The organism is Verrucomicrobiota bacterium (assembly GCA_038744685.1).
Classification (GTDB): domain Bacteria; phylum Verrucomicrobiota; class Verrucomicrobiia; order Opitutales; family Puniceicoccaceae; genus Puniceicoccus.
Genome location: JBCDMB010000023.1, coordinates 1 through 12,544 on the forward strand (window position 1 = coordinate 1; position 12,544 = coordinate 12,544).

The window sequence follows — 12,544 nt, forward strand, 5'->3', positions numbered from 1 at the left end:
AATCGGGTAGCGAGGGGGAATGACCCCCCCGCCCCCACACCACCGGCCATACGGGTCCGTAGCACGGCGGTTCCGAAGAATCAGTGACCGAGAATCAGAGCTTTGCTTGATCTCGGTATTTGAAGGTGATCCAGAGGTCGCGCATGGATGGAACCCCCTGTTGATGGAGGTAAGCGTTGTTCAGGGCTATGCGGACGATACTGTTTTGACTCATGCGCCAGTAGCCTTTGCGGGAACGGGTTGCTTTCTTCACTTCTTTCGGTGACGCGCCGAGGCGGATGAGCATCTTCCTGCGGTTTCGCGGCCCTTTCCAGTCTTTCCAGTAGCACAGCCGAATCCGTCTTCGTATCCATTTATCCCATTGCCGGACCTCAGCGAACGAGAGTCCGGTTTTGAAGTAATGGAACCAACCCCGACAGTAGCGTTGTAGCTCTCCTATGCGCTTTCGCATCGAGATGCCCCGACTGCGGGAGGTGATCTCATGGATACGGAATGTGAACCGCTTGGCGGCCTTATCCGTTCGGCGGATTCGCCTTCCCCGGACGTTGAATCCGAGGAAGTCGCACTCCTCAATGGGAGCGACTTTGCTTTTGTCCTCGTTGACGATCAGCTTGAGCTTCCCTTCCACATAGTCTTTGACCGCTGCCATGGCCACAAGGGCCTCCGCTTTGGTTTTCGTAACGATAAGGAAGTCGTCCGCGTAGCGGGCGAACGGCAGTCCCATCGCCTCGATTCTCTTATCGAGAGGATCGAGCATGATATTGGCGAGCAGCGGCGACAACGGGCCTCCCTGAGGAACGCCCTGTGTTGTCTTCTCCGCCCGGCCATCTTCATGGCGGATTCCCGCACGAAGGTATTTACCGATCAGGCGCAGGACCATCTTGTCCTTCACCCTCTGGCTCAGCCGATGCATCAACAGATCGTGGTTGACCATATCGAAGTAACTCTTCAGATCACAGTCCACGCCCCACAGGTATCCTTCTCCCGCCGCCTCACTGATCCGCTCGACAGCGGCTTTTGCTTGGCGACCGGGACGAAAGCCAAAGCTGCTTTCACTGAAGTCCACCTCGAAAAGTGGACCCAGCACTTGAGCTATGGCTTGCTGGATCACCCGATCCAGAACGGTCGGCACCCCCAAAGGGCGTTGCGTTCCATCCGGCTTGGGTATCCAGACTCGCTTGACCGGCGAGGGCTTGTAGCGCCCTTGCCGGATCCATTCCATGACGCGAGGCATCTGCGAGCGGGCAAACGACGGGAACTCCAAGGTGGACATTCCGTCCATTCCGGGTGCTCCCTTGTTCGCTCGGACGCGCTTCCACGCCTGCCTCAGGTTATCCCTGTCCAGAATCGCTTCCAGCAAGGACTGCTGTGGAACTGCGTTCTCCTCGGTAGGTATCTCGTCTTTATCCATCGGACAACTCCGGTTGGTTCCACTTCTTCGGTTCGGGCCTTCGACCACCACGACTTGCCGCATCCTTCACCGCTCGGTTTCCCGATGGCGGCTACTCACGGGTTCCGTGAAGACTACTATGCCCTCGGCTGACTTCTCCTTCTGCACTGCCAACGGCATTGCTGCCACAGGTGCTCCGGCTTTATGGGCAGGTTGAAACCCACCGGTGCCGCAGAACGAGACCTCCCCGGGTAATGGCACGATGCTCCCCTGCACAACCGCCGCATTTACCTCCGCACGCGAACCATTCGGTTTCGCTGTGTTGTGCCAGCTCACCGCTGTACGTCGGCCTTCTATGCGATTCTTGTCCATCGGCTCGCAGGTTTCCCATAGCCTTCCTTCAGACCCAACCTCGCGGTTACGCCCTTGGCTTCTGGTAATAGTTCGTTCATTCTGATTCTTACTATGCGGGACTTTAACCCGGTTTACATCGTGCCCATGCCGGGCACACACAAGGCGGAGCAGGTCAATCCGATAACCATCCCGAAAAATCCTAAAAATCAACCGGACTAGGAACCCCACTGGCGGGTTGCCTGTCCTCGTCGTTGGACAAGAATATGAATCGAGAGACGATAATTCGGTTAGTGTCGAAGAAGACGAAAAGGTTTCTGACTTATGCGGTTATCGCACTTTGCGTCGGAATCGTCCTAATAAATAGCCCATTGATTGAAGCGGGATACTTTTTAGTAGGCGTATCCTTCGTTTCTGTGTTGAACCTAATCCAACACAATCGAGACATCGAGAAATATTTAGTTCTTGCTCACCTTCGAAAAGAATTTCCCTCAGGAACGATTGAAATCGGGGTCGATGGAATTTCTGTCCAGGCTAACTCTGACTGGATAGAGAAGGTGAACGGCTTACCGGAGTATTCTAGAGTAAAAGGGACTACACTGTTGTTTAGAACCCCCGACTTGGTCCAACAAGACGGATCAGGGCAACCCGATAACCATCCGGAAAAATCCTAAAAATTACTCGGACTAGGGACCCCATCGGCGGGTTGCCTGTCCTCTACGTTCAATAGAATGAAGCAAAATATAGTCTGTTTGTTTTTTGTAGCGTTAACCTGTCACGGTTCATTTCAAAAGGAAACTTACTTGAAAAACGAGGACTCTGAAGGGCGAACCAGCACCTTCGTGAAGTATACCTACAATGGCGAATACGTCGCGAATGTCTCAGAGATGAGAACCAAAGATGACGAATTGATCTTTAGGGCCGAGTTTTATGGCTGCGGATCAGATCGTTGTTCACTGTCGATCGGCATTCACGAGGATGGAAAGATCAGTTATGGATTTAGTTCAAAAGGCGACGTTCATATCCGTTGCGAAGATACAGACCGAGATGGCCTTCCGAATTTTATATGGCTTGAGCGAGAACAGAGCGAAACACGCCTTAAGAGGACTCCTGCTGGCGAACTTCTGCTTTGGTCAGACGAGCAGGAGATTTACATCGAACCAGACGACGCAGACAATCCAGTGAACGCGCCCGAAAATCCTGAAAATCAACCAGACGACTGAGCCTTAAAGGCTGGTTGTCTGGTCTCGACGTGCATAGGAGAAATGAGTGATTCTCAGTCTTTCTACGGCGGACTCAGTCCATTCTATCATTTGATTTATCCGGACTGGGAAGGAAGCATGAGCCGACAAGCCGACCACCTTGATTCCGTGATTCGGGAGGTTTGGGGTCCCGCATGTCGGTCATTGTTGGACGCGTCTTGTGGTATCGGGACACAGGCTCTTGGCCTTGCCTCTCGCGGTTACGAGGTTACCGGAGCTGATCTTTCTCCCGAAGAAGTCGAACGAGCGAAAAAGGAAGCTAAAGAAAGGAATCTTGCTATCGATTATACCGTTTGCGACATGCGTCAGGTCCGCAACTGTCTTGAGAGGCAATTCGATTTGGTGATGTCGTGCGATAATTCGGTGCCACACCTCCTGACGGACGATGAAATTCGCAAGGCTTTCCAGCAGTTCTCGCGATGCACTCGGCCCGGTGGCGGCTGCCTCATCACAGTCCGGGATTATGAGAAGGAGGATCTTTCCCAACTAAAAGTAAAGCCTTACGGAATACGAGAGCAAGACGGGACGCGTTGGTTGTTGACTCAGGTGTGGGAGCCGAACGGAGAAACCTACAACGTGTCGATGTATCTAACAGAAGACAAAGGTGGAACCGATTGCAGAACGCATGTGTTCCGAGCCAGCTACTATCCAATCCCCATCAGCAGGTTGATTGCTCTCATGACTGAAGTTGGATTCCATCACGTTCGAAGAATGGACGACCGGTTTTTCCAACCAATCCTTGTGGGGACGAAAGGGGCATAATGAGGAGGCGCAGGCAACCCAGTGAGCGCGCCCGAAAGTTCTAAGAATTAACCGGATAGCTGAGCCGTACTGGGCGGTTTTCTTCTCTTCCGCAAGACGTAGTCTTGCAAGCGAGGCTCCGCAACTACACCATCCAGAACATCTTAGCATTCGCAAAGAAAAATGAAGATATATTACTTTCTATTTGCCGCCCTATCGGTCACGAGCCATGCGGACATTTTGTATGGAACCTTTCAATTCACTTACAATAACGATTTTACGAGTGGACTTCCTTCAACTGCGAGAGAGAGCACGGCATTTTTCGTCTTCGACACTCAGACCCAATCACTAAAGCTCTTTAATTTCGTCGAGCACTATATAAGCCAAGATTTTTTTGACCATGATTTTCACGAGTATGAAGTTTCGAGATACAGTGGCGATGATCCAATCATGACAATTTCCGAACTAACTGACTTCTCTATTACAAGATGGAGGCATTTCGCAGAAACTGAAATTTGGCCAGGCACTCGATACAGTGTAGAAGTGATTACAAATGCAGATGGGTATTTTAGCCATAATGAGACCCCCCTTCTTGGACAGGCAGTTTCTGGTGTCGGTGAAATCACGTCTATACTCCTAAATCAGAGGGAGGAAGGAGCTAAGGAGAGTTGGAGCTTCGAAAGAGACGAAGATAGGTTCTGGTTTAGGCTCGATACAAAGGTTGGATACAAGTATTCAGTTTATGAGGGATCTGAGCTGTCTGATTTAAACCTCAGGTCTCTAGATCAATTTGTGAACAAAGCTTCTGATGGGAAACTAATTGGATCTGGAGATGATTGGTTTTATGTCGATCTGGCGGAAAACGATACATATTTCATGAAGGCAGTTTCTTTCCCGCTAGGGATAGATGACTGAAGACTCTGGTTGGGTCTTTAGTGTATTTCGAAACCCCACAGACTAGCTCCTACCGGAAGGTGCGATCCAATCGGCGCAAGCAACCCGATGAACGCGCTAGAAAATCCTACCAATCAAGGGGACAGCTGAGCCTTGCGGGTAGGCTCTCTGGGCGGTACTCTCGATCTTTCCTATGAAACAAAAATCAGCACTTAGCACCGTTATCGGCATCGTCGCTATTGGAATTTTCGTGTTCGCGAAGATTCCGAGGTATCACACCTTCGCCGGGGAGGATTTTGATATCGAAGGGAATACTTACTACATCTACGAGATTGAGAGTTCCGGGACATCCGAGGTTCGGGTCACTCTCGACTCCACTCAGGGCATCTTCGATGCTTACCTTGTCGACGAGTCACAGCTGAAGGTAATTGAGGCGTGGATGGAGTCCGATGATATGGATCAACCAGTCTTCAATACGCTCGGTAAGTGGGAAAACGTTACCTCGGTCAATCAGGACGGAATCACCATGGCAGCAGGCAACTTCTACCTGATCATTGACAACACCATCCTTGGCTCCCCGGAATCGGATTCGAATGTGATCGTCAGTATGAAGATCGCCGAAAAATACTAACGTCTCACTCTGAAAGAACCGTTACTGAACCCAAAGCACCGGAAGACCCGAGAGGGAAAAGGCCGATGCCGTGCTGCTCCTGCCTACTTATACCAAATTTAAGAAGGATTGACAGTTATGGTGCAGTTCGGAATCGAAGCAGCGCAAGGCGCAGGGATCTGATGCGTATCGAGATACGCGTCGATCCCTGCAACGCCGCGACCTTCGATTCCGGGCGCATCCTTACAGGACGGGCGGGGGATGAGCCTGAGCAGTCCCGCGGATGCGGGACCCGATTGGCACGGGTCGCAGACCCGCCTCCAATCGGGCCGCCTTGCTCAGACTCATCCCCCATCCCGCCATAACTATCAATCCTTCTTAAATTTGGTATAAGGTGTTCCCTAGGAGAACGAGCTTGTGAGAAGGTCGCAATCAACTTGCCGCTATGCAGCCGCTTCCGAGTGTTTCCGCTTGCTGGAAATAAACTCAGCAAGAAGAGCGAAGCCTTGTTTCTCTCGCTCCAAGTAGGGGGATTGCGGGATCCATTTCCGAGCTTGGTCAAAGCACTGGTCCACTTCCGACCTCATTTGATCGAGGGTTTTCGTCGAATGGATTAAATCGTAGAGGTGATCCAATGCTTGAGGATTGCCTTGGCATTGGGAGAGGGTCTCCAGCAGCTCAGAGCGTTTACTGATTTCCAGATCCTCATACAGTCTTCGGAGAAAAAGGGTTTTGACCCCAGTTTGGAAGTCGTAGGCCAACCGACCAAAACGGGAGCGGGGGAGAGACGCTTCATGAAGATCGTTTTCCAGTTGAAATCCAAGTCCGATAGGGCGTGCAAACTCCTTGAGGGGAGCCAGATTTTCCGCGGACACTCCAGCGGCTAAACCGCCTAACCATAGAGGTGCCTCGATCGTATATCGGGTGGTCTTTAGGTAATAGACTTCGCGGATTTCTTCTTCTTCCACCGAGGGGAGGTCTCGATGCAGAAAAGTCAGCTCCAAAGCCTCTCCCAATCCAGTTTCCTCGGTGACCGCAGCAAGGTGCTGCTGCAGAGGGCCAACAAGGCTCATTTCGACACCGGGACTGCTCAGAAGATCGATAGCGTAGCCAAAGAGGATATCGCCTAAGACTATGGCAAGGTGCCCTGCGTTCTCCGAGGGAATTCCGAGAGACTCTTCAATTCGTTTTTGTATTGTAGGACGTCCACGTCTTCGGGTGGATCCGTCGATCACATCATCATGAACCAAAACGAAGGTGTGAAACACCTCGAGCGCATGTGCGGCCGCAAGACACTCCCGATTAGGGGGATTCCCGTTCGAAAATACACCAAAGGATGCCAGGGTGAGAGCGGGACGGAGAAGCTTTCCCGGGTGAGCTAGTTCGTCAGCGATGTGTTGCCCGAGGTGAACCGTCTCGGGCCGGGCTTTGAGTCTAGCCTCGAGGGTGGCGTTTTGCTGGATGGCGAAGGCCTGATACTTCGCAAGTGATTCCTCGATATATTCCTTACCGAAGGGCATGAATTCCCTACACCAGCATTAGTGCGGGTGCTTCGATAATCTCCTTAAGGGCCGCTAGGTAGCGTGCCCCTATCGCTCCATCAACCACTCGGTGATCGGCGCTGATACCGATATTCATCCGATGACCGACCACGATCTCACCCGCTTGGTTCACAACAGGCTTCGCTACGGTTGCACCTACTGAAAGGATCGCCGCGTTGGGCGGGTTGATGATTCCGAAGAATGAGGTCACCCCGAACATACCGAGGTTGGTTACGGTAAAGGTGCTCCCAGACATTTCGTCTGGGGTAAGCTTTTTGTTCTTCGCTTTTACCGCGTACTCTTTGGCTTCCGCGGAAATCTGCCGGAGGCTTTTGGCGTGGGCATCCCGAATCACCGGGGTGACCAGCCCATCGTCGATCGCGACCGCAAAGGCAAGGTGCACCGCTCCATGTCGGACAATCTTCGTCTCGGCCCAGGAGGCATTGACTTCAGGAACTCGACGGAGTGCCTCTGCAGAGGCTTTGAGGGTAAGGTCGTTGACGGAAAATTTGGCGCCCCCCGACTCCGGAGGCAGGTCCGCTAGCCCGTCGTTGACACTTTTTCTAAGCGCAATCAGCGGGGCGGCATCGACTTCAATCTCAAGATAGAAGTGAGGCACTGTCGTTTTTGACTCGAGCAACCGCCTTGCGATGGTGGCCCGCATGTTCGAAACTTTGGTTTCAGCACCTTCCGGAAACAGACCCGCACTCACTGGAGAGCTAGACGTCGTGGCACTAGGCTGAATCTCCTTGACTGTGCCCGCGGCGGCGGCGGTGGTCGTTCCGCTTTCGATGGCGCCAAGAACATCTGCTTTGACGATGCGGCCCCGAGGACCACTCCCCTTGATGGTCTGAAGATCAATCCCTTTCTCCTTGGCAATTTTCCTTGCAAGTGGAGAAGCAAGGATGCGTTCTCCGGATTCAGACTCTTCGGTGACTGAATCCTCAGTGACCGGCTCTTCAACCTGCGGCTTTTCTCCAGGTTCAGGTGCATTCTGATTTTTCTCAGGAGCCCCTGCGCTGCTCACACCATCTACGGCTGGAGCTTCCTCTCCCTCGTCACCAATTGCGCAGACTGGGCTACCGATTTCTACCTGATCCCCTTCGGAAACGTAGTGTTTGAGGAGAACGCCATCGTCGAAATTCTCCAGCTCCATCGTAGCTTTGTCGGTCTCGACCTCCGCCAATTTGTCGCCGTTTTCTACAGTTTCGCCTTCTTTCTTCAACCATTTGACCAGCGTACCAACGGTCATGGTATCACTGAGTTTGGGCATTTCGATAATTTCAGCCATGAGAGTGTCTCTTTCGGGTCGTTTTGGGCACTGAGTCCGGTTAAGGTTTAGACAGATACTTCCTCGAGAAGAGCGCGGGCTGCCTTGTCCACTCGGGCTGGATTCGGCAGTTGCTCCTTCTCCAGCGGATCCGAGTAAATCGCTGGCGAGTCAATGGAAGTTACGCGGCGGATCGGCGCGTCGAGATAGTCAAATGCTTCCAGTTGGATCATATGGGAAATCTGAGAACTGACTCCGCAGAACGGTTTGTTTTCGTCTACCAGCAAAACGCGGTTGGTCTTCCCGACAGATTCCAAGACGGTATCAATGTCCAATGGTCGAATCGAGCGCAGATCCACTACCTCGGCTTCGATACCATCTTCGGCCAGCTTTGTGGCCGCTTCCAAGGCGGTGATAGTGGATCTCCCGTGGGCAACGATGCTCAGGTCGGAACCTTCGCGCTTAACATCGGCTTTCCCAAGTGGAATGATGTATTCCTCCTCAGGGACCTCCCACGTTTGGCCGTAGAGAAGCGTATTCTCCATGACGTAGACAGGATCGTTGTCTCGGATAGCCATCTTCATCAAACCTTTCGCATCGTAGGCGTTGGAAGGGCATACGACCTTAAGACCCGGAGTGTAAGCGATGAAGTTCTCTGGTGTATGGGAGTGGGTTGCGCCGACATTCGTGCCTCCATTTGCTGGACCACGGATAACGATCGGAACGTTGATCAGTCCTCCGGACATGTAGCGAACCATAGCTGCATTGTTGACGATCTGATCGAAGGCAACGTAGGAAAAACTCCAGAACATGAGTTCCATGACCGGCCGCATGCCGAGCATCGAAGCTCCGATCCCGAGTCCTATGAATCCGGCTTCGCTGATTGGCGTATCGACGATTCGCTTATCGCCAAATCGATCAAGCAAGCCCTCCGTGACCTTGTAGGCTCCGTTGTAGTGGGCAACTTCTTCACCCATGATGACCACCTGGTCGTCGCGTTCCAATTCTTCAATGAGGGCCTCCTTAATGGCCTCGCGATAGGTAATTTCCCGCATGACGGTCGACGATTAGCTGTGAAAGAACATGCGGCCGCCGCTTTGCCGCTGGTCAGGGTTGTCGGTTTCCCAATAGACGTCTTCAGTAATTGAATCGACTGACGGGAAGTCGCTTTCATCAGCGAATTTGGCCGCAGCATTTGCTTCGTCCTTGGCACTTTTCTCAATCTGCTTCACGCGGTCTTCATCGATCACGCCCTCATCGATCAGGGTCTTCCGGAAGACGTTGATGGGATCCATGGTATCTTGATAGTTCTGAATCTCCTCCTTGGTTCGGTACTTCTCCGAATTCGCATCGGCAACCGAGTGCCCGCGATACCGGTAAGTTTTGAGCTCGAGAAGGACGGGTTTGGAAGTCTCCTTTGCATAGCGCACGTGCCGGTCAGTCGCTTCCCTCACTACGTAAATGTGATTTGCGACTACGCTTTCCCATGCCATGTCGTAGCCTTCTGCTCTCTTCGCTAGGCTACCAGTAAATTTACTTGAACGCGCCTCGCTCGTTCCCATCGAGTAACCATTGTTTTCAATGATGTAGATCACGGGAATATCCCAGAGGGCAGCGAGATTGAGCGACTCGTGAAAGACTCCCTGATTGACGGCGCCGTCGCCCAGATAACAAAGCGCAACGCCTTCTATGTTGTTGTATTTCAGCGCGTAGGCGAGCCCGAGGCCAAGAGGGGTCTGCCCGGCTACGATACCGTGTCCGCCCCAGTAGTTTTTGTCGGGTGCGAAGAAGTGCATGGATCCACCTTTTCCTCGGGAGCATCCCGTGACTTTCCCGTAGAGCTCGGCCATGCACTCATTCATCGTCATACCGCAGGCGAGCGCGTGACCGTGGTCGCGATAGGCGGTAATAAAGTGATCGTTTTCTCCGAGGACGGAAAGACTACCCACGGCCACTGATTCCTGCCCAATGTAGAGGTGCAGAAACCCGCCAATTTTCCCCTGCTGGTAGGCGCGTAAGGAGCGTTCCTCGAATCGGCGGATTCGAATCATCTCCTCAAGGAGTCCTATTTTTGCGTCGTCGGAGAGGGATGAATTGATCTTCGCCTTCGCTGCTTTCGCAACGGGGCCCGCCGACGCACGTGCTGTCTTTTTTGTAGCCATGAAAGGGTAGATAAAATGGTAAAATGGGGAGCCGTTCAACACTAATGGATCAGATAAAGGGCTCTGAAGCGCACTTGTCTTGGTTTGCAATGGCAACAAATGGATCTGAGGATGTCGCTGTGAGGTGGCAGACTTTATATGAGGCGCGTTGGATCTTTGGGGTCTTGGGTATCCTTACAATTGTGTCGGCAGTTTGGTTTCCATGGGTGCTGATTCTCTTGATTCCGCTTCTACTTTTTACGGTTTCTTTCTTTCGGGATCCAGAACGCGTCATTCCACAAAGTCCTCATGCAATTGTTTCTTCTGCCGATGGAGTCGTCGCCGATATCGTTGAAGATCCGAACGGACCTTACCCGGACCTTCCGATTCGAGTGGGCGTTTTTCTCTCGGTCTTCAACGTTCATGTAAACCGTTCGCCGATAGCGGGCGAAGTGGTCTCTACGGAGGAGAAAAATGGCAAGTACCTCGACGCGCGTCATCCAGACGCCTCCCGGTTGAACGCCTTCCGGTCCTGGGTGATCCGTGGTGAGAAGCAGACTGTCGCAGTCAGGCAGATTACAGGTGCAATTGCTCGAAGAATCGTTGCCTGGTCGAAACCGGGCGATCAGTTGGAGAAGGGAGACCACTTTGGCATGATCCGTTTCGGATCGCGGACAGAGGTCTTTCTGCCGGTGGGTGCCAAGGTGCTGGTCCAAAAAGGCGAACGGGTCTTCGGTGGCAAAACGATCATAGCTGAGTGCGGGGAGGGGGATTTTGAAAATGGCGCGGAGTGATCCAAAAATCTACGTCCTTCCCAACCTAATGACGGCAGGGAATCTTTTTTGCGGATTTGCGGCGGTTTTGAGTATTTTGGAGGGAGCTCTACAGCAGGAAACGGGGAATCCGTCTGCTGGTTTCTACTACCGCGCTATCCTCTTTATCCTTGGAGCGTGTGTTTTCGATTTGTTGGACGGCAGGGTAGCTCGCTTGGGTGGATTCGAAAGTCCGTTTGGTCGGGAGTTCGACTCTCTGGCTGACCTGATTTCTTTTGGAGTGGCACCGGCTCTCCTCGTCTTCCAAATCGTTCTCGCGGAATTTGACCGGGCTGGTTGGGTAGTCGCGTTTATCTACCTGGTCTGTGGAGCGCTCCGGCTAGCGCGGTTCAATTGCGTCGCTGCCACAGAAGACAAGGAAGCGAGTAAGGACTTTTCTGGATTTCCGATCCCGGCTGCAGCGGGTCTGACTGCGTCGTTGACCTTGATGATGCTATGGTTTCAGGAGGGGGATGTAGAGATCGGCATGTGGAGATTCGCTCTACCCGTTCTGATGCTCTTCCTTTCGTTTATGATGTTTAGCCGGGTAACCTATCCCAGCTTTAAATCGATCCATTGGCGGATGGAGCATTCGGTGACCCGGTTTATTGCGGTAATCGTCTTGATCGCGTTTACCCTTCTCAACTGGCAGTGGATGCCGGCAGTTCTTTTTACGGCTTACCTAGTCTACGGACTGGTTGCCGGTAGGAATGCAAAGAGTGGCGCCAAGCCGATCGAAAAAAATGACCTGGAAAGTGTAGAAAGTGCAGATGGGGGAGCTAACTGAGTGTATTGTCGGATGGACCACCGTCTCGACGGAACAGGTGGCCAGTCAATTGGCGAAGAGCCTGGTTGAAGAGGGCTTAGCGACCTGTGTGCAGATCGACTCTGGAGTTCGCTCTTACTATAAATGGGAAGGGAAGTTGGCTTCGGAAGAGGAGGTCCGTTTGTGGGTGAAAACAACCGAGAAAAACGCCTTCAAAATTAATGATACGTTCGAGGGGAATCACCCCTATGACACTCCGCAGTGGATCTGGATGAGATCTGACGGTGGAAATCCGCTCTACCATGAGTGGGTGAGAAACTCGGTGTCTCAGTAGCCCGGACCTGAGAGAAATTTCCGCACTTATACCAAATTTAAGAAGGATTGACAGTTATGGTGCAGTTCGGAATCGAAGCAGCGCAAGGCGCAGGGATCGGATGCGTATCGAGATACGCGTCGATCCCTGCAACGCTGCGACCTTCGATTAAGGGCGCATCCTTACAGGACGGGCGGGGGATGAGCCTGAGCAGCGTTTGCCCGATTGGCACGGGTCGCAGACCCGCCTCCAATCGGGCCGCCTTGCTCAGCCTCATCCCCCATCCCGCCATAACTATCAATCCTTCTTAAATTTGGTATTATCAAGCCTCGGCAGAAGCTGTTTGGCCCCTGTGGACTTCGGGGCTTTCTGCAGGTGATGCTCCCATTTTGGCCCAAGAATCCTCAATCGAAGTGCCCTAAAATAGAATTTGACTTAGGTGTTCTATTACAC

Annotated in this window: 14 protein-coding genes; 8 read left to right on the top strand and 6 right to left on the bottom strand. The window is 52.5% G+C overall.

Translation table 11 applies throughout. From position 1 onward, the window contains the following. Positions 1 to 94 precede the first annotated feature (94 nt). Positions 95 to 1,411, bottom strand: coding sequence for a group II intron reverse transcriptase/maturase (gene ltrA, locus AAGJ81_12155; GenBank protein ID MEM0966895.1), 1,317 nt, complete (start codon positions 1,409 to 1,411; stop codon positions 95 to 97). 66 nt (positions 1,412 to 1,477) lie between these two features. Beyond that, positions 1,478 to 1,762, bottom strand: a complete 285-nt coding sequence (locus AAGJ81_12160) for a hypothetical protein (protein MEM0966896.1) — start codon at positions 1,760 to 1,762, stop codon at positions 1,478 to 1,480. 245 nt (positions 1,763 to 2,007) lie between these two features. Between AAGJ81_12160 and AAGJ81_12165 the strand changes: the two genes are divergently transcribed. The 5 genes from AAGJ81_12165 to AAGJ81_12185 all read left to right on the top strand — a co-directional run bounded on the left by AAGJ81_12165 (position 2,008) and on the right by AAGJ81_12185 (position 5,269). Beyond that, entirely contained in the window at positions 2,008 to 2,415 is a 408-nt protein-coding gene (locus AAGJ81_12165; GenBank protein ID MEM0966897.1) for a hypothetical protein, read from the top strand. Positions 2,416 to 2,472: 57 nt separating this feature from the next. Beyond that, positions 2,473 to 2,964, top strand: a complete 492-nt coding sequence (locus tag AAGJ81_12170) for a hypothetical protein (protein ID MEM0966898.1) — start codon at positions 2,473 to 2,475, stop codon at positions 2,962 to 2,964. A gap of 42 nt (positions 2,965 to 3,006) precedes the next feature. Next, the gene (locus tag AAGJ81_12175) at positions 3,007 to 3,765 is read left to right on the top strand and encodes a class I SAM-dependent methyltransferase (GenBank protein MEM0966899.1); all 759 of its coding nucleotides are present in this window, start codon (positions 3,007 to 3,009) and stop codon (positions 3,763 to 3,765) included. Positions 3,766 to 3,927: 162 nt separating this feature from the next. Next, positions 3,928 to 4,659, top strand: coding sequence for a hypothetical protein (locus AAGJ81_12180; GenBank protein ID MEM0966900.1), 732 nt, complete (start codon positions 3,928 to 3,930; stop codon positions 4,657 to 4,659). A gap of 172 nt (positions 4,660 to 4,831) precedes the next feature. Continuing rightward, positions 4,832 to 5,269, top strand: coding sequence for a hypothetical protein (locus tag AAGJ81_12185; protein ID MEM0966901.1), 438 nt, complete (start codon positions 4,832 to 4,834; stop codon positions 5,267 to 5,269). A 422-nt stretch (positions 5,270 to 5,691) separates the two neighbouring features. Here AAGJ81_12185 and AAGJ81_12190 read toward each other — a convergent pair whose 3' ends face one another. From AAGJ81_12190 to pdhA, 4 genes are read right to left on the bottom strand one after another with little or no spacing between them, the layout of a single operon-like run. Further along, on the bottom strand, positions 5,692 to 6,768 hold the full coding sequence (locus AAGJ81_12190) for a polyprenyl synthetase family protein (GenBank protein MEM0966902.1): 1,077 nt from the start codon (positions 6,766 to 6,768) through the stop codon (positions 5,692 to 5,694). A 7-nt stretch (positions 6,769 to 6,775) separates the two neighbouring features. Beyond that, a complete protein-coding gene (locus tag AAGJ81_12195; GenBank protein ID MEM0966903.1) occupies positions 6,776 to 8,080 on the bottom strand; it encodes a pyruvate dehydrogenase complex dihydrolipoamide acetyltransferase in 1,305 nt (434 codons plus the stop codon). 47 nt (positions 8,081 to 8,127) lie between these two features. After that, complete coding sequence (locus AAGJ81_12200) at positions 8,128 to 9,114, bottom strand: alpha-ketoacid dehydrogenase subunit beta (GenBank protein MEM0966904.1); 987 nt, start codon at positions 9,112 to 9,114, stop codon at positions 8,128 to 8,130. 12 nt (positions 9,115 to 9,126) lie between these two features. Further along, positions 9,127 to 10,221: a pyruvate dehydrogenase (acetyl-transferring) E1 component subunit alpha gene (pdhA, locus tag AAGJ81_12205; GenBank protein ID MEM0966905.1), complete on the bottom strand. Its 1,095-nt coding sequence runs from the start codon at positions 10,219 to 10,221 to the stop codon at positions 9,127 to 9,129. A 44-nt stretch (positions 10,222 to 10,265) separates the two neighbouring features. Here pdhA and AAGJ81_12210 point away from each other — a divergent pair, with 44 nt between their 5' ends. Genes AAGJ81_12210 through cutA form a run of 3 tightly spaced genes read left to right on the top strand, consistent with a single transcriptional unit; the run spans position 10,266 to position 12,112 of the window. After that, positions 10,266 to 10,994: a phosphatidylserine decarboxylase gene (locus AAGJ81_12210; GenBank protein ID MEM0966906.1), complete on the top strand. Its 729-nt coding sequence runs from the start codon at positions 10,266 to 10,268 to the stop codon at positions 10,992 to 10,994. Then, the gene (pssA, locus tag AAGJ81_12215; GenBank protein MEM0966907.1) at positions 10,981 to 11,799 is read left to right on the top strand and encodes a CDP-diacylglycerol--serine O-phosphatidyltransferase; all 819 of its coding nucleotides are present in this window, start codon (positions 10,981 to 10,983) and stop codon (positions 11,797 to 11,799) included. Before AAGJ81_12210 ends, pssA begins: the two co-directional genes overlap by 14 nt. Next, complete coding sequence (gene cutA, locus AAGJ81_12220) at positions 11,783 to 12,112, top strand: divalent-cation tolerance protein CutA (protein MEM0966908.1); 330 nt, start codon at positions 11,783 to 11,785, stop codon at positions 12,110 to 12,112. The genes pssA and cutA overlap by 17 nt, the downstream gene beginning before the upstream one ends. Positions 12,113 to 12,544 lie beyond the last annotated feature (432 nt).